At 43.6% G+C, this 22425-nt stretch carries 26 protein-coding genes; 6 read left to right on the forward strand and 20 right to left on the reverse strand.

What is annotated here, in order from left to right; translation table 11 throughout:
* Positions 1 to 37: 37 nt before the first annotated feature.
* From hpf to flaG, 6 genes are all read right to left on the reverse strand, one after another.
* The gene (hpf, locus tag P9989_RS15535; RefSeq protein ID WP_283075775.1) at positions 38 to 592 is read right to left on the reverse strand and encodes a ribosome hibernation-promoting factor, HPF/YfiA family; all 555 of its coding nucleotides are present in this window, start codon (positions 590 to 592) and stop codon (positions 38 to 40) included.
* Between the two features lie 276 nt (positions 593 to 868).
* Positions 869 to 1252: a DUF8042 domain-containing protein gene (locus P9989_RS15540; RefSeq protein WP_283075776.1), complete on the reverse strand. Its 384-nt coding sequence runs from the start codon at positions 1250 to 1252 to the stop codon at positions 869 to 871.
* 12 nt (positions 1253 to 1264) lie between these two features.
* Complete coding sequence (fliT, locus tag P9989_RS15545; protein ID WP_283075777.1) at positions 1265 to 1618, reverse strand: flagellar protein FliT; 354 nt, start codon at positions 1616 to 1618, stop codon at positions 1265 to 1267.
* On the reverse strand, positions 1618 to 2007 hold the full coding sequence (fliS, locus tag P9989_RS15550) for a flagellar export chaperone FliS (RefSeq protein WP_283075778.1): 390 nt from the start codon (positions 2005 to 2007) through the stop codon (positions 1618 to 1620). Before fliS ends, fliT begins: the two co-directional genes overlap by 1 nt.
* 28 nt (positions 2008 to 2035) lie before the next feature.
* Entirely contained in the window at positions 2036 to 3532 is a 1497-nt protein-coding gene (locus P9989_RS15555; protein ID WP_283075779.1) for a flagellar hook-associated protein 2, read from the reverse strand.
* Between the two features lie 12 nt (positions 3533 to 3544).
* Positions 3545 to 3916 carry a flagellar protein FlaG gene (gene flaG / locus P9989_RS15560; RefSeq protein WP_283075780.1) on the reverse strand — a complete coding sequence of 124 codons (372 nt, stop codon included), beginning with the start codon at positions 3914 to 3916 and terminating at the stop codon, positions 3545 to 3547.
* A 215-nt stretch (positions 3917 to 4131) separates the two neighbouring features.
* On the opposite strand from flaG, the gene P9989_RS15565 reads away from it, so the two are divergent.
* Genes P9989_RS15565 through P9989_RS15575 form a run of 3 tightly spaced genes read left to right on the forward strand, consistent with a single transcriptional unit; the run spans position 4132 to position 6724 of the window.
* Positions 4132 to 4926, forward strand: coding sequence for an ABC transporter ATP-binding protein (locus tag P9989_RS15565; protein ID WP_283075781.1), 795 nt, complete (start codon positions 4132 to 4134; stop codon positions 4924 to 4926).
* Positions 4904 to 5665 carry an ABC transporter permease gene (locus P9989_RS15570; protein ID WP_283075782.1) on the forward strand — a complete coding sequence of 254 codons (762 nt, stop codon included), beginning with the start codon at positions 4904 to 4906 and terminating at the stop codon, positions 5663 to 5665. Before P9989_RS15565 ends, P9989_RS15570 begins: the two co-directional genes overlap by 23 nt.
* A 57-nt stretch (positions 5666 to 5722) precedes the next feature.
* Complete coding sequence (locus P9989_RS15575; protein ID WP_283075783.1) at positions 5723 to 6724, forward strand: ABC transporter substrate-binding protein; 1002 nt, start codon at positions 5723 to 5725, stop codon at positions 6722 to 6724.
* 603 nt (positions 6725 to 7327) lie between these two features.
* On the opposite strand, the gene P9989_RS15580 is transcribed toward P9989_RS15575, so the two are convergent.
* The 14 genes from P9989_RS15580 to P9989_RS15645 all read right to left on the reverse strand — a co-directional run bounded on the left by P9989_RS15580 (position 7328) and on the right by P9989_RS15645 (position 18814).
* Positions 7328 to 8362 (reverse strand): flagellin N-terminal helical domain-containing protein, encoded by a 1035-nt coding sequence (locus tag P9989_RS15580; protein ID WP_283075784.1) that lies wholly within the window; start codon positions 8360 to 8362, stop codon positions 7328 to 7330.
* 124 nt (positions 8363 to 8486) lie between these two features.
* Positions 8487 to 8714, reverse strand: coding sequence for a carbon storage regulator CsrA (gene csrA, locus P9989_RS15585; protein ID WP_283075785.1), 228 nt, complete (start codon positions 8712 to 8714; stop codon positions 8487 to 8489).
* Positions 8701 to 9153 (reverse strand): flagellar assembly protein FliW, encoded by a 453-nt coding sequence (gene fliW, locus P9989_RS15590; protein WP_283075786.1) that lies wholly within the window; start codon positions 9151 to 9153, stop codon positions 8701 to 8703. Before fliW ends, csrA begins: the two co-directional genes overlap by 14 nt.
* A 6-nt stretch (positions 9154 to 9159) precedes the next feature.
* Positions 9160 to 9711, reverse strand: coding sequence for a DUF6470 family protein (locus P9989_RS15595; RefSeq protein WP_283075787.1), 552 nt, complete (start codon positions 9709 to 9711; stop codon positions 9160 to 9162).
* A gap of 62 nt (positions 9712 to 9773) precedes the next feature.
* Positions 9774 to 10649 (reverse strand): flagellar hook-associated protein FlgL, encoded by an 876-nt coding sequence (gene flgL / locus P9989_RS15600; protein ID WP_283075788.1) that lies wholly within the window; start codon positions 10647 to 10649, stop codon positions 9774 to 9776.
* Between the two features lie 11 nt (positions 10650 to 10660).
* A complete protein-coding gene (gene flgK / locus P9989_RS15605; RefSeq protein WP_283075789.1) occupies positions 10661 to 12205 on the reverse strand; it encodes a flagellar hook-associated protein FlgK in 1545 nt (514 codons plus the stop codon).
* 20 nt (positions 12206 to 12225) lie between these two features.
* Positions 12226 to 12717, reverse strand: a complete 492-nt coding sequence (locus P9989_RS15610; RefSeq protein ID WP_283075790.1) for a flagellar protein FlgN — start codon at positions 12715 to 12717, stop codon at positions 12226 to 12228.
* 6 nt (positions 12718 to 12723) lie between these two features.
* Entirely contained in the window at positions 12724 to 12993 is a 270-nt protein-coding gene (flgM, locus tag P9989_RS15615) for a flagellar biosynthesis anti-sigma factor FlgM (protein WP_283075791.1), read from the reverse strand.
* Positions 12994 to 13052: 59 nt separating this feature from the next.
* Positions 13053 to 13475, reverse strand: coding sequence for a TIGR03826 family flagellar region protein (locus P9989_RS15620; RefSeq protein ID WP_283075792.1), 423 nt, complete (start codon positions 13473 to 13475; stop codon positions 13053 to 13055).
* 68 nt (positions 13476 to 13543) lie between these two features.
* Positions 13544 to 14113, reverse strand: coding sequence for a ComF family protein (locus P9989_RS15625; RefSeq protein WP_283075793.1), 570 nt, complete (start codon positions 14111 to 14113; stop codon positions 13544 to 13546).
* A 101-nt stretch (positions 14114 to 14214) separates the two neighbouring features.
* On the reverse strand, positions 14215 to 15510 hold the full coding sequence (locus tag P9989_RS15630; RefSeq protein ID WP_283075794.1) for an ATP-dependent helicase ComFA: 1296 nt from the start codon (positions 15508 to 15510) through the stop codon (positions 14215 to 14217).
* A gap of 198 nt (positions 15511 to 15708) precedes the next feature.
* The gene (locus P9989_RS15635) at positions 15709 to 16554 is read right to left on the reverse strand and encodes a DegV family protein (RefSeq protein WP_283075795.1); all 846 of its coding nucleotides are present in this window, start codon (positions 16552 to 16554) and stop codon (positions 15709 to 15711) included.
* Between the two features lie 281 nt (positions 16555 to 16835).
* Positions 16836 to 17513, reverse strand: a complete 678-nt coding sequence (locus tag P9989_RS15640) for a response regulator (protein ID WP_283075796.1) — start codon at positions 17511 to 17513, stop codon at positions 16836 to 16838.
* Positions 17514 to 17674: 161 nt separating this feature from the next.
* Positions 17675 to 18814, reverse strand: a complete 1140-nt coding sequence (locus P9989_RS15645) for a sensor histidine kinase (RefSeq protein ID WP_283075797.1) — start codon at positions 18812 to 18814, stop codon at positions 17675 to 17677.
* A 168-nt stretch (positions 18815 to 18982) separates the two neighbouring features.
* On the opposite strand from P9989_RS15645, the gene P9989_RS15650 reads away from it, so the two are divergent.
* From P9989_RS15650 to P9989_RS15660, 3 genes are all read left to right on the forward strand, one after another.
* A complete protein-coding gene (locus tag P9989_RS15650) occupies positions 18983 to 19621 on the forward strand; it encodes a YigZ family protein (RefSeq protein ID WP_283075798.1) in 639 nt (212 codons plus the stop codon).
* 47 nt (positions 19622 to 19668) lie between these two features.
* Positions 19669 to 20694 (forward strand): LCP family protein, encoded by a 1026-nt coding sequence (locus P9989_RS15655; RefSeq protein WP_283075799.1) that lies wholly within the window; start codon positions 19669 to 19671, stop codon positions 20692 to 20694.
* Between the two features lie 240 nt (positions 20695 to 20934).
* Complete coding sequence (locus P9989_RS15660) at positions 20935 to 22395, forward strand: APC family permease (RefSeq protein ID WP_283075800.1); 1461 nt, start codon at positions 20935 to 20937, stop codon at positions 22393 to 22395.
* Positions 22396 to 22425: the final 30 nt, after the last annotated feature.

Raw genomic sequence — 22425 nt, forward strand, 5'->3', positions numbered from 1 at the left:
CTGGTTGTCCAGGACTGCTGCATGTAGTAGAGACTTATCAAGTTTCGATCAAGCCATATTTACCATCTCGACGTTTATATACGATATTCGTTTCATCTGTTAATGCATTGGTGAAGACATAAAATGCATGCCCAAGCATATCCATTTGCAGTGCAGCTTCTTCACTATCCATTGGCTTAAGATCAAAACGCTTCGTTCTTACAATTTCAATGTCAGATTCATCTTCCTTATCAAGCACTTGTTGTTGGGCTTCTCTTTCCAATTCAGCAAAGACGTACTTAGGAGCACCCTCTTGGCGAGTCCTTCGATTGACTTTCGTTTTATGCTTTCGGATTTGTCGTTCGAGTTTATCCACCACAAGGTCGATGGCAGCGTATAAGTCAGTATGGTGTTCCTCTGCACGAAGAAGCAAGTTCTTCATCGGGATCGTTACCTCAATAGTCTGCTCATCATTATAGACACTTAAATTTACGTGAACCTCCGAAGTTAGTGGAGTGTCAAAATAGCGTTCTAGCTTGCCCACCTTTTTCTCCACATATCCCTTAATGGAATCAGTCACCTCAAGATTTTCACCACGAATATTGTAATTCATTACAAGTGTCCTCCTTTCATCCTTATGTAGTTTATATTCTACCATACCCTGGCTCATTCCTGCATAAACTTTCGGAATTTTTTGACGAAAACTTGTCACTAAATGCTGGAAACTGCCAGACTATAGGATAACCAAGGTTGTAATATGTAATAGGAGAACACTTTTTTGAGAGATACTGCCGATAAATCTGGTAGTTGCGACAAAATTTCGCATGCATAAATCGTAAAACTTTTAATAAAAAAAGCATCTGGTTATGCGGGCCAGATGCCATAAACGTCAATGAGCTAGATAGGAATCTAAAAAGGAGCGCATCTGCGAGTGCCAGCTTTCATAGACGGGAATTACTTCTTTGACAAGCAGATTGCGCTTTTCTTGATTGGTCTCCAATGTCGACCATTTCTCAAGCAATTTAACGATATCGTGGAAATCGTCAAGCAAAAGTGTTGAAGGCGCATCCTCTTTAAACCATTCCACCAATTGATCATTGGAGTCACAAATTTGCTGGAAGGCCAGCAGCACATCCTCAAATACTTGCTGAGCCTGAGGAGGTGCTTCGATATTCAGGTTATTCTCTAAGTATTCAAACCCTTCACTTATGACGGATAACACTTGTTTATATTCTTGCAGCATTTGGTGCTGTGCACCTGTTAAATGTGACATAGACATCTCCTATTATTTTTTATGATCCATAAACATCCCGTCATAACCAGAAACACTCTGATACGGATTCGTATAACGCTGTTTGCTGGACCTCTGCTTTTTCATATTTCGCAAATCAACTTTTAACTCATTTAAGATGTGCTCAAGTCTTTGATTAATCGTCGGTTCCCGTTGCAGCACTTGGTTAACGATATCCTGCTCTCTAGACGTTTGCGGTTTCGTCAGCACTGGTAAAATCTGTTCGCGCCCATCAAGAAGCTCGTCAATCTGTGTAATCATCGCTTCCCTGTTTTGATCCGTGACTTTTTGCTGTACGATTTCATCAAGTTGTTCTGTTATCGAAACAAACTGTTCCCACACTGCCACTACGCATTCCCGCCTGTACCATGCTGTGCTCTTCGCGTATGTAAAATGACTTCCTTCCACGTATCCCGAAACTCCGTAACCATCCCTTCCACTTCATCCAGGATTGTAGAGTCGTTCTGACTATTCGCTTCCATCAGCCGATGATTTATATACTCATACAGCGGGAGCACCTCTTGTGAAACGGCATACTCCGGATTCATCGTGATCATTAATTCTCTTATAATGGCTTGGGCCTTCTGAATTGACGTATTTTTCTGCTCAATAGAGTTATCGTTTATGGCCTTCTTAGCTGAACGAATAAACTTGATGCATCCATTGTAAAGCATAAGCGTGAGCTCCCCTGGAGAAGCTGTTTCTACTGAATTATTCTGGTAGGCTTGAATAGACATCCGCCTGACACTCCTTTATCAAAATAACTTAACCAAAGTTGGACATCAAAAAGGCGGACTGAGAATTCATTCGTTGAATCACCTGTTCCATACGCCCAAACTGTGCCCAGTAACGGTCTTCAACTTGTGTGAGACGATTCTCGAAGGCCTCCATCCGGTCTGCCATATCCTCGAGCTTGCGTCCCATCATATATGATTCCTCGGTACTGGACGGCTTCCCGGCTTTCCGCTCAATCGTGCCTCGTGTTTCAGCGATCGTAGCTTCCAGCTTATCGACGATGCCCTTACTTCCTGTCGCTGCATTTCCAGAAAACAATTCCTGTACAGCTGCCGGATCTTCTCTCAACGCTTCCCGAAGCTTATCTTCATCAATGAGTAATTTACCACGCTCTAAATAATCAGGACTTGTAGTAATCCCAATTTGAGAGATTTGAGTAAAAACCCCTCCTGTATCGACACTGCTATACCAGTCTGAACGCATCCCGAACAAAGCGCCTTGAATCGTTGAGTCGCTGCGTAGCATCCCGCTTTTCGCTTTCTCCTCCCATAACTCAATCTCACTTTCTTCCAAATCTTCCTTTTGCTTTTCCGTTAAAGGCGGGAAGTCACGGTACCGCTTCTCTGTTACCTGCTCGTTTAATTTTTCAATAACGTCATTATATTTATCGACGAACTTCGTGATATTCTCTAAGGCATTATCAATGTTATTGGACACATTTACGTTCACAGCCGTATCCATCGCCTCGTGGAACTTGAAGGTCACACCGTTTAACGTATAGTTATTCTTATGAGTCGTAATCTCTAAAGAACCGTTATAGGTAAACTTAGCATCCACACCATCCATCTCGTTGGTGAGGGCAAGCGTATCGGTTAGAAAACTAGCCCCAGAACCGCTGAATTCAATCTCTGCTCCCGCGGTGTTAAAATTACCTGTCTCTGTTCGCTCCAGCATTACCTTATCGGCACTGCTATCATAAAAGGCCCGCAAACCTAAATTAGAACTGCTGATCTTATCAAGCAAGTCATTCAGCGACTGAGATTCATCAATCGTAAACGTCTTTGATTGCGGACCCTCGTCATTGTGTGTGTTGATCGTAAACGTACCTTCATTTAACCAGTTCGCAAATTTATCCTTTTGTGAAGCGAGCGACTGATCGGGATCAATCTTTCCGGTCCCGCCTGAAATCTCACTAGTACTCAGGTTATAAGCTGCCGAAGCAAGCCGATTGACTTGAACATTGTAATTGCCAGCCCCTGCCCCTGAGGTGGCTTCTGCACTGATTGCCGATGAAGGAGAAGAAACTTCTTTTGATTGATAGGTTTTTGATAGATTCATGTCAAGAATCATACCATCAAGCTCAAATAGCTGTTTATTGACATCACGGTAGGCATCACGCTTCCACGTTAACCACGTTTTCTCCTGCTCCATTTTGTTTAAGGGCTGGCGCTCTGCCTTCATCAAGTCATTAACAAGCTTGTCAATGTCCATCCCCGAAGCCAGACCCCCGATCCTCATATCACTCATCTTCTCACCTTCTTATATTTTATCATCAACGATCAATCCGATAGACTCAATCATTGCCGCGTAGAAATCCAGCATATTTTTCGGAGGAATTTCCTTTACAACTTCTTTTGTTTGGCTATTTACTATTTTAACGTAGTATTCCTCTAATTTTTCATGAAATTGGAACTGTAAATTCGTAGGTGCAGGTTTGAGGATGTCATTTAACGCATCGATGACCTGCTTCATTTTTTCCTTATTAAACTCTTCCTGATTTTTAAATGGCTTGTGTAAACCTTCTTCTGAATCTCTTGTCCTGCTCAACTTCTGAACAGATGTACGTTGGCTAAGATGCGGTGAATGACTCTGCAGAAGTTGTGAGCGGGCCTGAACTTTTGTTACATCCACCTTCAACAACTCCCCTGTTTTCTTTTTATATCGGCAGTAGACAGACAGAGTTGAATACATAATCGGAAAAAATCAACTTCAGCAATAATTCCTGTTCAACCAGGCAAAAGTACCGGAAAAACAATTGACACCCCAGTCAACAAATCGGTATAATTTAATACAATGTTTAAAACCGACTTTATTTATAGGAATTATCATAATAAGGAGGTAGTTCATTGTTTCTAGAGATGCAGCATGTTGGAAAAACCTTCACCGACCAAGAACAACAGGACTTTGAAGTCTTTTCCAATATCGACTTAAGCATAGCCGAAAACCAATTCGTTTCAATCCTCGGACCTTCCGGCTGTGGAAAATCAACCTTACTTTCCATGGTCGCCGGACTTGAACGCACCACCGAAGGTTCCATTACCCTTCAAGACAAGGAAATCAAGCAAGCTGGCCCCGACCGCGGCATGGTCTTTCAACAGCCATCCTTATTTCCATGGCTCCACGTTCGTGACAATGTTACGTTTCCTCTAAAAGGGACAATGAGCAAAAAAGAAGCAAACGCGCGTGCCGACCACTTTTTGAAAATGGTTCACTTAAGCCGCTTTAAAGAAAAATTCACCTACGAATTATCAGGCGGGATGCAGCAGCGTGTTGCCATTGCTAGAGCCTTAGCTATGGATCCCAAAGTTTTACTAATGGATGAACCATTTGGCGCCCTCGATGAACAAACCCGCCACATTTTACACGATGAATTGATTAAAATCTGGCAGGAAACACAAAAAACCATCCTGTTCGTCACCCACAGCATTTCAGAAGCTATTAAACTATCAGATCGCGTCGTCGTGATGGGTACACGTCCCGGACGTATCATCGCCGACTTCACCATTGATAGTCCAAGACCGAGAAAACGTGATGATGAACAAGTCATTGAACTCGAAAAGAAAGTCATGGATCTGCTTGAAGGCGAGATTAATAAAGTTTTAAAGGAAGAGCTCTCAAATGAAATTGAATATAGTCGTTAAACGCGTACTGTTTCTAGTCGCAGTCATTGGATTATGGCAGTTGGTATTTTCAGCTGGAGTGTTTCCTAATATCATCTTGCCTTCACCTGGGAAAGTTTGGACAGCATTATATGAAGGATTCGCAAGCGGAGATTTTTTGGAGGCATTAGGAGCGAGCTTTAAGCATTTGCTGCTCGGCATGTCGATGGCCATCGCGCTTGGCACAATCGTCGGTGTTATTTTTGGTAAATCAAAACAAGCAGACGAAACAGCCGGTATGTACTTAATTGCCTTGCAAAGTATTCCGAGTATCGTCTGGGTCCCGCTAGCTATCATGTTATTCGGATTCACCGAATTTGCCGTTATTTTTGTCGTTGTACTAGGCGGAACCTTCGTCATGGCCTTAAACGTCAGGTCGGCGATTCACAACGTTCCCCCACACCTCGTGCGGGCAGCCAGAACGATGGGGACAAAGGGCTTCGGGTTATTCTACCGCGTCGAAGTCCCAGCAAGCATTCCCTATTTTATGTCCGGCGTCCGACTTGCCTGGGCGTTTAGCTGGCGCGCCTTAATGGCCGGTGAATTATTAAGTAATGGTCCAGGGCTTGGCTACTCGTTGCGATATGCCCAGGATTACGCCCGCATGGATCAAGTAATTGGCATTATTATTATAATCGGAGTCATCGGCGCGATCGTAGACCAGCTCGTTTTTTCCAAGTTAGAGAAAAATGTGATGAAACGCTGGGGATTAGTTAAGTAAAGTGAAAAGCAAAAGCACGCTGGAGTTAGCCAAAAAAAGAAAGGATGAAATCATACAATGAAGAAATTATTATCTATTATTTCCCTCGTTACTCTTACCCTGCTGCTGGCTGCATGTGGAAGCAGCGAAGAAGAAGCCAGCGGTGACGGATCAAAAGAAATTACAATCGGGTACTTCCCGAACATTAACCATGTAGCCGGGATGGTTGCAGAAGAAAAAGAACTTTACTCTGAAACCTTGCCAGATGGAACTACCGTAAACTATAAGTATTTCCCTGACGGATCAGCCTTTATGACCGCTGTTGAAACAGGCGAAGTACAAGGCGGACTCGTTGGACCTGGCCCAGCCATGAACCACTTCACAAGCGGCGCTAAAATTAACGTCGTAGCCGCAGGATCTACCGGTGGTACCGTAATTATGGCTAGAAAAGGTGCTAACATCGAAACACCAGAAGACTTAAAAGGCAAAACGTTCATCTCTCCACGCGTTGGCTGCACACACGACGTCCAGTTCGAAACGATGATGAAGGAAGAATACGGTATCACATCAAGTAGAATCGATGGAACGATGAAACACGTGACAGGGAAACCTGCTACTTATAACGCTATGTTTAAAGCAGGAAAAGTCGATGCTGCTACAGTCCCTGAACCATGGGCATCCGTCATCGAAGCACAAGGGAATGGCGAAGTTCTCGTCGATACACCAGACGTAGCATACGGCAAAACATTGCCAGCAGCCGTTTTCGTAACCTCTCAAGAGCTCGTGAAAAATAACCCAGAGATGGTACAAAGCATCGTAGACGCACACAAACAAGCAACAAAGTTCATCCAGGAAAAACCTGAAGAAGCGAAAACAATCGCGATCGATAAAATTAAAGAAATCACTGACCAGGAACTATCTAAATCCGTGATTGATAATGCATGGGAACGTATTAACTTTACGTATAAGGTTGATGGAGAGGTCTTACAGGACTTTGCGAACTCTTCATATGAGCTTGAGTTTTTGAAGGAAAAACCTGATTTAGAGGGATTAGTTGATACGAGTTTTATTGAGGAATAATGAGGAAGGCCAGCCGGGAGCGGCTGGCTTTTTTGTTTGAGATAAGACATTTTTAGGGAATTTGTAGGTTGATGTATCATAAACAGATATAATGAACTTATAACAGCTTTCATATGATTATAGCGGGAGAGAAAAAAGTATCCAATTAACCATCTTTCATCCTATAATGGCTAGTATTAGAATAATTTCATGTATATAAAAAAGAACCCCAAAAATGAGGTCCTTTTTTGCCTTAATATTAACGTAGAAGTTGTAATACTCCTTGAGGCATTTGATTGGCTTGCTTCGCCACTATGTCTTTCGAACATAGAATAGACTATATCTTCACCCGCTTACTTGGGGCTGGGCACTTCGAACAAGCGAATTGTCCTACGAGATTCATAGCCATAGCTTTCACCTTAGACCGTCTTCTCTAGTCGTTGAACCTTCTCCAGAGTTTCCTCACAGGAGCTTGGCTGCTGATTATCCATTATACATCTTTATCATTCTTCACCATCACGCTTACCGTTTTCAGTTACGTTGTGGTTGATAAAGCTTTAGGAAGTTCCAGCAATTCACCCAGTTATACTCTAGCTTGTTACCAGGCTAGACGCCCTTCAATCATTACCTTAAGAGTTGCAGTACCCCTTGAGGCATTTGATTGGATTGAGCCAACATCGCTTGAGATGCTTGTGCAAGAATAGACGCTTTAGTCTGTTGCATCATTTCTTTGGCCATATCAACGTCTCGGATACGTGATTCAGCTGCTGTTAGGTTTTCAGCAGATGTTCCTAGGTTATTGATAGTGTGCTCTAAACGGTTTTGTGTAGCACCAAGTTTCGCACGTTCTGCTGAAACAGTTTCAATTGCAGTATTTATTGTTGTAACAGCAGAATCAGCCGCACCTTGCGAAGAAATGTCAATACCTACTGCTCCCTTTTGCCCGTCAGCTAAAGTCTGATCTGCTTGAAGAACTAGTTTACTACTTGCATCATAATACCCAGCTTCTGTTCCTGCTACGTCATCAGCAGTGCCAGCTATACCATCTGTTCCATCATTACCAGCAACAGCAGCTTGCCATGTAGCTGTACTCCCATCAGCCATTGTTAACGTACCATTTGTATCATCAGTAGTAGAGGCCGTATATGACTGACCAACTTTTAAGGCATCTGCTCTCATATCATTCACGGAAAGAGTAAGATTTTGTCCTTCGTTAGCACCAATATGGAAAGTTCCTGAAAAATTACCATCTAGCAAATTCTTAGTATTAAACTCAGTGTTCTCACCAATACGAGTAATTTCTGCTGCAAGTTCGTTTACTTCTTTTTGAAGTTCTTGACGATCTGTATCAGTGTTCGTATCGTTGGCAGATTGCACAGAAAGTTCACGCATACGTTGTAGGATTGAGTGAGTTTCGTTTAATGCACCCTCGGTCGTTTGAATTAATGAGATCCCATCCTGTGAATTACGCTGTGCTTGTTCCAACCCACGAATCTGACCACGCATCTTCTCAGAGATAGCAAGACCAGCCGCATCATCAGAAGCATTGTTAATTCGTAGACCTGAAGACAATTTTTCCATTGAATCAGATCTCATATTGTTCGCTTGTCCTAATTGACGGTACGTGTTAAGTGCCGCAATGTTGTGATTAATTCTCATGTTACTAATTCCTCCTTGAATAGGTCATCCCACGTCCTTGTGAGATGCTGTTTAGTTACAAAACAAAAGCCGGCCGACTCAGTAATGTGTTACATTACTTATATCGGACGACTTCACATAGAGTTTAATCTTTTTTTGAACTTTTTAGCAGATCCAGCAAGGTTTCTGAAAACATTGTCGCTTCCTCGTTCTCCTCTTGAATCGCTGCATACACTTCTTGTCGGTGGATCTCCACATGCTTCGGCGCCTCGATCCCAAGCTTCACCTGCCCGCCTTCCACTGACACAATCTTAAGCTCAATTTCATCACCAATCCGGATTGACTCCCCAGCTTTGCGATTAAGGACGAGCATGCTGTTCACCGCCTTTTCCTTGCACAAGCGGACATCTAGTTTGATAGTTTTCTTCCGCTAAAATGACCTGCTTCGCCTTTCCATTATGTACATTCACTAGTATAGGAGCTTGCAAGTTCAGTGTTGATTCATGAAAAGGCTCGCGCAGTGTCACCACACTATACACCGCTACATCCTTTGGTTTCTCAATCTCTAATTCCAGTTGGGCTCCATCTCCAATTTCAAATTCATACGTTTTCTGAAATAGATAGGGGCTCGTTACAATCAGGGAGACTTTTTTGTCCTCACAGGATTGCAGCGCATAATAAAGTCCCGCTTCATCCACCGGTAATAGAACAAAAGCATGATAGCTCTCAAATCCGGGCAATCCCTGCTCAAAATGAACCGTTTCTTTCTCTTTGACCTCTACCGTTCCAAAATATTTTGTTTCCACCTTCATCTCTCATCACACTTTCCAATCAATTTGAATATCTGTGTATTGCTTCATAAAAATATCAACGTTGCCACGCTGATACGAAATGTCCGGCTTGCGAGGTTCCGCTGAAATAATTGGTTCTTGAGGTTCAACGTTAATATCCACCTGTGCTGGCTCATAGTGAAGATCAACCAATTCATAAGCCGGCCGTCCCCCTGGCTGAAGCGTAAACTCATACTTAGCATTTTGCTTCGCATGGGCCGCAATCGGATTTCCTCCATCTTCGATTCGCATCAGTTCGTCTCCTTCGCGGGAAACACGAGCAATCCCTTCGAGCCAAATTTGCCTAGCGTCACTCACTAACTCATCTGAACGCGCGAACACGTTTTTCAAGTCAAGATTATGCCAGGCTTTGGTTTGGTCAATGGTTAACTTCCCAGGACGAGTATCAATCGTCATTTGCGCTTTCGGCTGCTGGATGGATTGCTTAGCTTGATGTTGGCGAATCGTTTGCTGCCCTGGTTGAGTTCTGATTCCGATTCGAGCATCTGTCGATTGAAGTTGAAGCTGAGGTACAGACATTCCGAACCCTCCTTCAAGAAAAACTGGCTATAAAAGGAGACTGCCTCAATGGAGAAGCAGTCTTATCTTAGAAAATCCATCAATGTCGGCTGGATAATACGTGAGCCAACTGCTAACGCTGCCCGATGAATACTTTCCTGCGTTTTTAAATTCGTAATCACTTTTTCGATATCAGCATCTTCATTCTCAGACATCATCTTCGTAGCACTAACTTCCTGGGCTTCGATTCGATCTTCAATCAATTCCACCCGGTTCATCCGAGCACCAAGATCGGCACGTTCATTGACAATGTTATCGATGTGTTGATCGAATGTACCAAGAAAATCACTAAGCTCTTCATCACTGCCATCACCTTCTAACGCATCAGCAAAAGCTTCTATATCTTCAAACAGCTTTTGGCCGAAAACAGGCTGTGGATTGACATTCACTTGAATTTTCACCCCAGCCGAAACCTCAATCTGAACAGGTGTTTGAATACTATCAACAGTAAAGCCAGACAAATCAACAGGAGCTTCCGTCGTATTGGCTCCGTTAAAAATATACTTGTCATTCACTTTCGTATTGGCGATCGTTCCAAGATGCTCTTTTAACTGCCGAATCTCTTTGGCAATGTTAGCCCGCTGCCCATCTTCATATGTCCCATTACTGGCCTGAACTGTGAGCTCACGGATCCGCTGCATCGCCTGCGTAGCCTTATCCAGCGCAGCATCACTATTATCCATCCAGTTATGTACCGTCCCAATATTCCGCTTATACTGCTGAACCTCGCTCAGCTGTGAACGATAGTTAATCCCTTTCATCGCTACCACCGGGTCGTCAGACGGCTGACTGATTTTCTTACCCGTGTAAAGCTGTTCCTGATATTTACCCATCTGGCTGTAACTGTTGCTCAAGTTGCGAAGCATATTGTTCGTTAACATTCCCTGGGTCACACGCATGTGCTACTCACCTACCTTCCCATTTGATTAATAATTCGATCCAGCATTTCGTCGACTACCGTTATATTTCGAGCCGCTGCATTATACGCATGCTGGAATTTAATCATATTGGTCATTTCTTCATCTAAAGAAACCGCACTGACCGATTGGCGCTGCTGATTAACAGAAGCACGTAACGTGGCTGCGTTGCTTTCCATTCGGTAAGCTTCCTGTGCTTCGACAGCCATCGTCCCAATAATCGATTCGTAAAAAGTACTCACCGTAGTTTCTTCTCCTAGAATAGCAGAAGCCTGATCCCGCACATTAGCTAACTCACCAGCATTGCCGCCATTGCCTGCCAGTTCTCCATTCGCTGCTGCAATATGATCTGAATCGTTTTTAATCTCTTCGGTTAAATCCAAAGCGCCTGCTAAACCACGCACGACGCCATCTTCATCTGTTGACAAGGACTCATCAATGTGAAAAAAGTCAGGCGGCTGCGTACCGTTTTCCATCGAGTTGAGCGATTCTCCACTCTTCTGTACCGCATTGAAAGCTGTCGCATAGGCTGTAGCCATCTTATCTAGATCATACTGCATAGCCTCGTAGGTACCTTTTGCTTCACCACCGGCCATATATCCACCAGACTCGATCAGACCAGTTAACTTCCCTTGTGAAGAAAAGTCCTCTACCTGGTAAGTCGCCGTACCGACTGTGATTGACTCAGCTACAGGTGTACCGTCTGCAGGATAATTGACCGTAACCTCGTTCACCGTATTATTCGCACCATTGACTAAGGTGGAAGCAGGCGACAACGCCTGTCCTCCTACCCCGACAATGGAAATCGTCGCTTTCCCCATCGCTAACGGGTCAGCAGATTTCGCTGTATCCTCATAACTGACGTCAATATTCACCTGCCCCGACAACTGATCAATTAAGCGATCCCGCTCATCATACAAATCGTTCGGCACATAACCATGCGGCTCCACCTCGGCAATCTGCTGATTCAAATTATTTATCTGGTTGGCGAGTGAATTGATTTCTTTCGTGGTCACGCCAACTTCGCTTTTAATATCATTTTGCATTTTATGTATAGTACTAGATAAATAATTAAATGTCTTCGCCACAGCCAGACCGCGCTGCACGACAACATCACGAGCCCCTGAGTTTTGCGGGTTAACCGACAAGTCCTGCAGCGATTGCCAGAATCGATCCATCGTTTTAGCCAGACCGCTGTCAGACGGCTCATTCATAACTGATTCCAAGCGGCCAAACGCATCAGAACGAGCTTCATAGTAACCTGTTTTACTATTTTCGCCGCGAAATTGATCGTCTAAAAAACCAACCCGAATCCGTTCAATCGAACCAGCCTGAACACCGCTTCCCATTTGACCTGGGATCTCAGGACGATTCCTTGATGCTGCCGGGAACGGCCCGGTTTGTTCAAAATTAACACGCTGACGCGTATAGCCAGGTGTATTGGCATTGGCAATATTATGCCCTGTAGTATATAAAGCCGCTTGCTGGGTAAAAAGCCCGCGCTTGGCCACTTCTAAACCGTGAAAGGTTGAAACCATATGAACTCTCCTCTATTATCTTATGCCTTTGAATCAAATACAGAGCGCTTTTGCTCCCCTCCTTGGGAAGACGTGCAATAATTCATATTCGTTAAGGACGGCTGCAGCATATCTAAGGACATCGTAATGAACTGTAACGATTGCTTCGTTAGCTCCGCATTTAACACTTCCTGCTGCTTCAAGTCAGCCAGGACAAGAATGAAGGCATCATAAGCCTCTTGGAGCCGCTCCCTCTCCTGTCCTTCTACAACCTCCAACATCTCAGAAACCGTCGGAGCCTCACCAGCAAGCCCCGCCGTTTCCGCCCAGGCTGCAGTACTAGCCATCCGCTGCTTCTCAACAGTATTAATCCCCTGGACATGCTTCCGCTCTTGAACAAGAATATCCTGTAACGCTTCCGTTTCATTCGATTTCAATATTTCCGTCTTACGCATTGACAGGGCGAGCAGGCTTTCATGAAGCTGTTGCAATCGCCCCATCTGCTCTATGATGCTATCGATCGTCACGGTCATTCTCCTTTATCCCTTTTTCGAAAAGAAATCAATCATCTTCTGAGCCGTCGCACTCGAATCCACCTGATACTTACCGTTCTCAACAGCCGCCTTAATCTCATCCACATGCTTCTGACGAGCTTCATTTTTCTGCTCAGACCCTTGAAGTGCCTTACCCTGGTGAGAAATTTCGACCTTATCCCGCTGACTCTGCATTTTCCTTTGCACGTCAGGCTGCTGTGTCATGTGCTTCTTGTAAGGGTTAAAATTAGAATGGTTTGGACCATTGATCTTCATTTCATTCACCTCTCGTTCAAAAATCTTTACTATATTTATCGGACCGCTTCCTTATAAGTTTAGCCTTTATCCTGCTTAACCGAATAATAAGTCACCCGACCCACATCGTCCTGCCTATTACGCTCTTGAAGCTGTTCAATCTCCTCGTGCTTTTGGACCCCGCGCTCAATCTCCTGCCGGCACCCTTCACAAAGACGCCCTTCACGAATCTGCGCCCCGCACTTTTCACAATCATACGTCAACTGAGGGAACTGAGCCGGATGCAGACGCTTTGACTTTACAAAACTGCGAATCCTGACCTCCTCAACACCCGCCCCTTCCACAATCTCCTGCATATTCGCCGTCCGATTCTGCTTCTTACGCAGAAACGTATATACCACTTGAAAGTCACGCTCCTCCTGCTTCACACAATTCGGACAAACAGAAGCTGTTCCCTTCATAAACAACCCATGGCACCTCGGACAATTCGCTAAATCAGTCATCTTCAAATTTCCCCCTGTATTCCTCTTTTTCTATTATATCGGCAAACTCCCCATAAACCAAAGAGCCGTCAGCGAAAAAGTGTAAACGAATAAACAGCCGGACATCCCGCCTCCTTTAACAACATCGCCAAATGCCGCACCGTCATCCCCGTCGTATAAATATCATCCACCAGCACCACAGGCCCAGTAACCCCTCTCACCAACTCAAACGGATTGCCCGCCTCCATCCGCTCCCTGCGCCCACGCTTCGACTGCTTCTCACTTTCCCTTCTCGTAAAAAAGTCGTGAGAATCAAACCCGAGCATTTGAATAATCGCATCCGATTGATTGAACCCCCGCTCCAGAAGCCGCTGCTCACTAAGCGGAATCACCGCAACATCAGCCCCCACATCACGATAGTGCTGATGATACGTCGTCTGTACAGCTTCAGCAAAGGCCCGAATCAGTATAAAGTCCCCACGATACTTCCATTTAGCGACAATCTCCTTCGCAAACTCATTATACGCATACACCGCCACATTTTTCTCAAGAACCCCCGCATATACATTTGATTGCTCCCAGCGCTCACAGTCATAACAAATACCCCGCGCATCTTCACGTCCGCACCTCGGACAGCCAATCTGATCAATGCGCTTCAATTTATCTGTGCACCCCTCACATATCCTCCTGCTTTTCTGAGGAAGCAAAAAGTGTCTCCAGCTGACCTGCGCCACGATCTCGTCGAAACAAATTAAGCATCTCATTGACACTTTCCCCGCTTATTCATCCTTAAAATCGCTTCCTGGGCATGTAGCATTGCGTTCGTTTTACCGATATGAAAAAAGAGCACGTCACCAGTTGGATCATGTTGGCTGCGCCCAGCGCGACCAGCAATTTGCACGAGTGCTGCCTCATCAAATACCACATGACCTGCATCAAGCACATAAACATCAACAGACGGAAAAGTCACACCCCGCTCAAGGATCGTTGTGGTCACTAAAATGGTGTGTTCTTGATTACGAAAAGCGCGAACTTTCTCCTCGCGTTCAGGGTCTTCGGCATGGACAGAGGTAATATCAGGATAAAAGGGTTGTAAGATGTCGGTAACTAACTGGGCGTATTCAATCGTAGAAGTAAAAAGTAGAAGTTGTCTACTCCCAAGTTGCTGGGACTGGACAGTTTGAAGGATTGATTTCGGGAGCCTGCGATTGGCCAACTCTTTTCTTAACCATGGACTGAGTTTTAACTTCGGAACAGGCAAGGGATGACCATGGAATCGCTTGGCGATAAATACGGCGGGAAGCTGCTTTTGCTTGATCCGCTTCTTTTCCTTTAGCCTCGGGGTTGCCGTTAAATAGATGAAAGAAGCCTGCAGCTTGGCGGCCCGTTTAGAAGCAAATTGGAGCGAGCGATCATTATGATAAGGAAACGCATCTATTTCATCAATAATCATCACATCAAAGGCATACGCAAAACGATAAAGCTGATGTGTGGTCGCTAACAGCAATTGTGCATCAGCTGTTTTTTCCTCACTATCTCCATATAACGCTTGAATCGTCACATCAGGGAAGGCCTGCTTAAGCCTTGGAGTCAATTCACGGACTACATCTGTTCGAGGCGTTGCCAGACAAATGCGCTTGCCCGCCTTTAAGGCGGCTGTCAGACCAGGAAACAGCATTTCCGTTTTCCCGGCCCCGCAGACCGCCCAAATGAGCAGCTCGTTTTGACCATGGTCAATAGCCGATACAATTTCATCGGCGGCCTGTTGTTGATCAACAGTAAGCTCCCCTCCCCAGGCACAAGGATTTTCAACCACTGGCCAGGGATACTGAGGACTTCCTCTAAATAGCGGTTCACATTCGATTACACGCCCCATCATAATACAGTTCCTGCAATACACACATAATTTACCACAAGCGGCATGGGGCATGGTCGCAAATAAATGACGCTTATCATTCCCACATCTTGTACAAGTAAACATCGACCTTCTTTTTTCAATAGATGTCACACTTTCAACATAACCTGCTGTAATGTACGATTGTAATTCCTCATCCAACAAGGGAATTTCTTGACGTGTCAGAAGTTTACCGCTCAACCATTTGTGGGGTTCATGTTCTGGAAACGGATGGAGTGAAGCAAGTTGAGGAGAAGCTGAGGTTTTAAACGTGGAGAATAAACGTAACAGGAGAATCACCTTCCTAATATTTTTTAAAGAGAAACCTGCCAATGTCTAACTGGCAGGTTTACTCATCATTCAGGACTTCTTATACCAGCCAAGACCCATAGCCCCTTCACCAAGATGCGACCCAATGACGGGACCAAAGTAGCTGACGGTCACCTCGACATTTTCAAACTGCTCTTCAATAGCGCGCTTAATTTGCTCGGCTTCCTGACCTCTATTGGCATGAATCACACTTGCCTGGAATGTACCTTCACGAGTTATATCCTCCTCAAAAAGAGTGAGAATCCTTTTGAGAGCTTTTTTACGCGTTCTTATTTTTTCAAATGGAACGATTTTTGTATCGACGAAATGAAGCACAGGTTTTACTTGAAGAAGACTCCCTACGAAAGCCTGCGCCCCATTCAGCCTTCCGCCTCTATGCAAATGGCTTAAATCGTCAGCCATAAAGTAGGCTCGCATTGACGATTTCATCTCTTCTAATCTAGCGATAACTTGCTCTGGTGTTCCTCCATTGTTTGCTAGTTCAGCAGCTTCTATCGCATAGAAACCCTGCATAAGACAGCTAATTTCAGAATCAAACACATGCACCTCAAGGTCTTCCACCATTTCGCTTGCAGCAACCATCCCTTGATACGTTCCGCTAATGCCGCTTGATAGGTGAATCGCTACAACAGCATCATAGTCGCGCGCCAGCTCCTCCAGCTTATCCACCATAAGTCCAGTGGAAGGCTGGGAAGTTTTTGGCAAATCGCTGTTCTCTTTGACCATGTCATAGAAATCATCTGCAGTGATATCGATTTCTTCCTGGTAGGACTCATGACCGAAGATCACGTTCAAAGGCACCATGTGGATGTGATTAGACTGGCGTACTTTCTTGGGTATGTAGGCTGTACTATCCGTAAGTACCGCAGTTTTCATAGGATCGATCTCCTCCAATCTATTGTTAAAATATATGTATAGCTTGTCTCATTATTCTTTACCTACATTTTACATCAAGGGATCATCCTTTGCATCTACAATATAGAAAAAACGGTGTTATCCTATTAAGATAATTCGTAATCGATTGCACTACATCTCGGAATCCCAGCGAAACCTCAATAATATATTTTCACCACAAGAAAACCATCGGCCGTTTTCAGTTTCCTACACATAAATAAAGGATCTGAAGCAAAATTGCTTCAGATCCTTTATTTATTGGTTTATACAACTTCCACCCAGCCATTCTTAATTGCTGTTACAACGGCTTGCGTACGATCGTTTACGTTCATTTTCTGTAATATGTTGCTGACATGGTTTTTTACTGTCTTTTCACTAATATACAGCGCCTCAGCTACGCCACGGTTGCTATTTCCATCAGCGAGGAGCTGCAATACTTCACATTCACGTCTAGTTAAAAGGTGAAGTGGCTTTCTGTACTCAATCGCACGATAAGCATTACCTTCCTTCGTTTCAGACAGCCTGCGATATTCAGCGACTAAATTATGAGTCACTTTTGGATGTAAATAAGAACCGCCTTCACCCACAACTTTAATGGCCTCGATGAGTGAATCGGAATCCATTTCTTTTAGCAAGTAGCCTTGCGCCCCTGTTTTCAAGGCATGAGTTACATAGTTTTCGTCGTCATGAATCGACAAAATAATGATCTTTAAATCTGGGTATCTACTAGTAATTTCCGCTGTTGCTTCCACACCGTTCATACTAGGCATGTTAATATCCATCAATACGATATCCGGGTTATTCTCTTCGATAAGGTCTAAAGCTACATCACCATCGTCCCCTTCGGCAACTACCTCAAAGCTCGTTTCAAAATCGAGAATACGCTTTACGCCTTCACGGAATAATTTATGATCATCAATCAAGACTAGTTTTGTCGTCATGAATCTTCCTCCTAATAATACATTCGATTGTTTTCTGGTTCGGTAGAATACGAATGGAAATCGTCTCTTATTTTATCTCTGTTTAATATGTTTTCGTTCATTACCCTAATCCTATTCCTATTATAAACGATTCAAGTCTTTTTACATAGTTGAATTATAGATTAACTAGTAATTGGAATTTGAATCATGACGATGGTCCCTTGACCTTTCGAGGAATCTATTTTCAATTCCCCGTGCACCATGTCTACACGTTCCCGCATACCCATGAGGCCGAAGGATTTCTCTTTTTTTATAGACGGGTCAAAGCCCTTCCCATCATCTTTAATTAAAATGTTCGCGTTCTCCGGCTTCATTTCTATGGCTACGTGAATCTTAGAAGGTTCTGCATGCTTCACAGCGTTCTGAACAGCTTCTTGAATCAGCCGAAATAAAGCAACCTCGTACTTACTTTCAAGTCTTCTCTCTTTTCCTATCGAAGTAAAGGAAATCTTGATGTCATTATACTCTTCGGTTGTCGCTAAGTATTTCTTTAAGGTGGGCACCAAACCTAAATCATCTAATGCCATTGGACGAAGGTCATAAATAATACGACGCACTTCATAGAGCGCGGATCGCACAAGTTTACGAACATTTTTCATCTCATCAAGGGCTTCTTTAATCCCCCGCTCGTTGAATGTCCGCTCCACTAAGTCAGAACGAAGCATCACGTTAGCCAGCATTTGTGCTGGTCCATCATGAATTTCCCGGGACAGCCTTCTGCGTTCTTCCTCTTGTGCTTCAATAATCTGCAAACCAAATTCCTGTTTTTCCTGAGCGGATTCTAAAGCATTGGTCACCTGTTTGAAGTCTTCTGTTAAGTAGTTCAACACAATAGAAATCTTGCCCGCTAAAGCTTCTGCACGCTGAATCGTGTCGTCCAGGTTACGCAGTCTAAGTTCAATCTCCTGACGCCTGAGCCTCAGTTGTTTTTCTTTCTCCCTCGTCATGGATAAATCCATTTGCAAGGAATGTGTTTGTTCATAAACTTTACGAATTTCATGCTCTGAATACTGTTGAAATTGCTTGCTGACTTCCGAGAGACGTTTTTTGGACGACCGAACCTTTTGCTCAAGATGGTCTCCATCATCAATTAAGTCAGTAACCTGCTCTCTGATACGGAGTAGCTCTTTGTTCAGTTTCTCAAATTCGCTTCGGGAGTCTTCACCAATCTGGAAAATTTCATCTTTACTATTCGTAACCGTATCGACCATTTCCCTGATCACATAGTCGAGTGCTTTATTCCCAGATCCATTCTCGTTCATAACAAGTCTCCTCCATCAATATTCACATACTCATTCGATCGACCTACGTCAATTTGTGGGGGTTATGTGTAAAACCACTATATTTTTTCTCTTTTCCTGTTTTATCTATATTTGCCCATACCTATAAATTCGTTATATAATAAAAGCTTAGGAGGTTCAACCAAAACCATGTTAGAAAGTTATTATACCGTAAATCATCAAGGGTCAGAAGAGCTTACCATACAGAAATCTCGATTTATCGGACATGTTAAACGTTGTGAAACAGAGGAAGAAGCTCAAACCTTCATAGAAAATATGAAGAAACAATATAAAGATGCTACTCATAATTGTTCAGCTTATATGATAGGGGAACACGACCTGATACAAAAAGCCAATGATGATGGTGAACCAAGCGGGACAGCAGGTGTACCTATTCTTGAAGTCCTTAAAAAGATGGGACTAAAGGATACCGTCGTCGTGGTCACTCGTTATTTTGGAGGAACAAAACTTGGGGCAGGTGGGTTAATTCGTGCCTATTCCAGCGCAACATCGGAAGCCATTAAATCGACAGGGGTCGTCAAAAGAGAGCTTATGCAAACAATGAAAGTCTCCATTGACTACACACAGCTCGGTAAAGTGGAAAATGAGATCAGGAATTCCAGCTATCATTTAGATGACATTCAATATTTGGAAAAAGTTGAGCTAGACGTGAAAGTCGAAACCAATCAAATCGAAGCATTCGAAACCTGGATCACTAATTTAACAAGTGGACAAGCATACGTTTGCCACGGAGAATGCAATTATTCTGACACACCCATTTCTTTGTGAAATGGATGTTTTTGAGAATTGTTACTTTTTAAAGGGGAAGATTAGTTATGAAAGGAAGTAAATTAAAAATATTTTTATGGTCCTTCGGTGCCGTCCTGCTTATATTTGTAGGAGCTACAGTGGGATATGCAGCTTTTCTAACAGACAAGGCACGGGAAGTAGCTAAAGAATCGCATGATACATTAGAGCGCGGCGGAAAATCCGATATGCGTACAGAATCAGTACAGCCTGAATTTGACAATACTTCTATTTTATTCATTGGCGTTGATGATAGTAAAACTCGCTCCAATGGTAATCCGGCTGGACATACGAGTCGTTCCGACGCCTTAGTGCTGGCCACTTTTAACGACGAAGAAAAGTCGATTAAATTATTGAGCATTCCACGGGATTCATATGTCTATATTCCAGAAGTAGGGTATCGCGACAAGATTACACATGCTCACGCATTTGGCGGAACAGATGCAACGGTGAAAACAGTAGAAAACTTTTTGGATGTTCCGGTTGACTATTATGTTCGGTTGAATTTCAACTCGTTTATCGAAGTCATTAATGCCCTTGGCGGAGTTAAATTTAACGTTCCATTTGCCTTAACGGAGCAAAATAGTAAAGACACCGAAGGCTCAATTCACTTAGAAGAAGGGTTACAAACCGTATCAGGGGAAGAAGCACTGGCTTTAGTACGCTCCCGTCAATATGACAGTGATTTAGCACGTGGTGAAAGGCAGATGCAAATGATAGAAGCCATCATCGACAAAGCCTCTCAAGCTGGATCCATTACTAACTACAGTAAAGTAATTGAATCGATTGGAAATAACCTAAAAACGAACCTCACCTTCTCTGAGATGACAGCGTATAAGGATTATGTTCTCCAGCAGGATGGATTGGATTTTGATGAAATGCAGCTTAACGGAAAAGGTACTTACATTGATGGAGTATGGTACTACAAAGTAAACCAAACTAGCCTGTTAAATGTTCAGAACTCCCTGCAAGCTCATTTAGGAGTAAACCAGTCTTCCAATAATAACGCATTCGCCGGTGATGACCGGGAAGATTCCAGCAACTCCATACGATAATTTGATTATTCCCCGGGAAATATCGTCAAAATGAATGGCAATGTAACAAATGCTATGCAAAACCTACTTCATCCTAACGTCATGAAGTAGGTTTTGTTGTATGGACGTTTATTCTGTTGCTAATTCGTGAATAGAAGAGAAATGAATCCAATTATGCAGAGAAGAGTGATATATTCAAATTTGCACAGAATACTTAAGACGACGGAAATTTTATAAAATCATAGGGGGCTTTATTCTTTCATGGCTGAAAAAGAAAGACAACAACTAAAACGTTCACTTAAACCACATTGGGTCTGGGCTATTGCCTTTGGATCTGCCATTGGCTGGGGGGCTTTTGTACTTCCTCCAGATTGGATTAGTCAGGCTGGGCCTGCAGGAGTCATCATCGGGATCTTGCTAGGTGCAGTTCTAATGATGGTGATCGGGGTGAGCTACGGATTTTTAATTGAAAAATTTCCTGTTACCGGCGGAGAATTTTCCTATGCTTACATAGGATTTGGCAGGGGGCTGGCCTTTTTTGCAGGCTGGTTCTTAACACTTGGATACATTTGTATCGTTGCCTTAAATGCTTCCGCTCTTGCACTATTAGCAAAATTCCTCTTTCCCGAATTTGTGCGAATCGGCAACCTTTATACGGTTGCAGGCTATGATGTTTCCATAATCCAAGTATTGATCGCAAGCGCGGCTTTAATTATTTTTGCCTTATTAAATATTAGAGGAACTAGCTTTTCAGGACGAACCCAGTTTGTTTTTAGTATGATCCTTATTTTTGGAATTTTACTTCTGGCTGGAGGTGCGATTTTTGCTGATGGACCTAGCATCTCCAATCTCTCACCTGCTTTCCTGCCTGACCAAACGGCTATCGCCTCTATATTGACGATCTTAGCGATTGCTCCATTTGCTTATGTAGGATTTGATAACATCCCTCAAGCTGCGGAAGAGTTTAAGTTTGAGGCCAATAAAGCCTTCGGACTTATCATCTGGTCCTTGGTAGCTGCAGGGCTCGCTTATGCTGTGATGATTTTTGTTACAGCAAGTGTCATGCCGTGGCAGGAGCTGCTTGCCCAAATCGAATCCCAGAACTCTGTATGGGGAACTGGTGATGCGATTGAAAGTTATATGGGACGGACTGGCGTATTTATCATCGCCATTGCTGTCGTCATGGGTATTTTTACTGGTCTTAACGGCTTCTTTATTTCGTCAAGCCGTCTGACATTTGCTATGGGGCGGGCACGCATCTTGCCTAATGCCTTTCGAAAACTTCATAAAAAGTACCACACTCCCTATGTCGGGATCTTGTTCACGTTGATTGTCTGTTTAATCGCTCCATGGTTCGGCAGACAAGCCTTATTATGGGTGGTGGATATGTCTTCAACAGGTGTAGCAATTGCTTACTTTTTCTGTACAGCCACTGCGTATAAGATATTCAAGTGGTCAGATAAACAAAAGGATACACACTATGCAAGTACAGTGGCACCAGGAAGAAAGCTGTTATCACTAATTGGTTTGATCAGTTCGCTTGGATTTCTAGTCCTGCTGCTCGTGCCACAATCCCCGGCATCCTTAGGTAAGGAATCCTACATTGTTCTCGGTGTGTGGATCCTGCTTGGAATTGTTTTCTATCTTTTCAATGCACCACGCTATAACAAAATAGAGGAAAAAGAAATGAATTACCTTATTCTCGGTAAAGAAGAGCTATAAAAAAGAAGACTCACCTTTAGAAGGTGAGTC

The organism is Halobacillus naozhouensis, assembly GCF_029714185.1.
Lineage (GTDB): Bacteria > Bacillota > Bacilli > Bacillales > Halobacillaceae > Halobacillus_A > Halobacillus_A naozhouensis.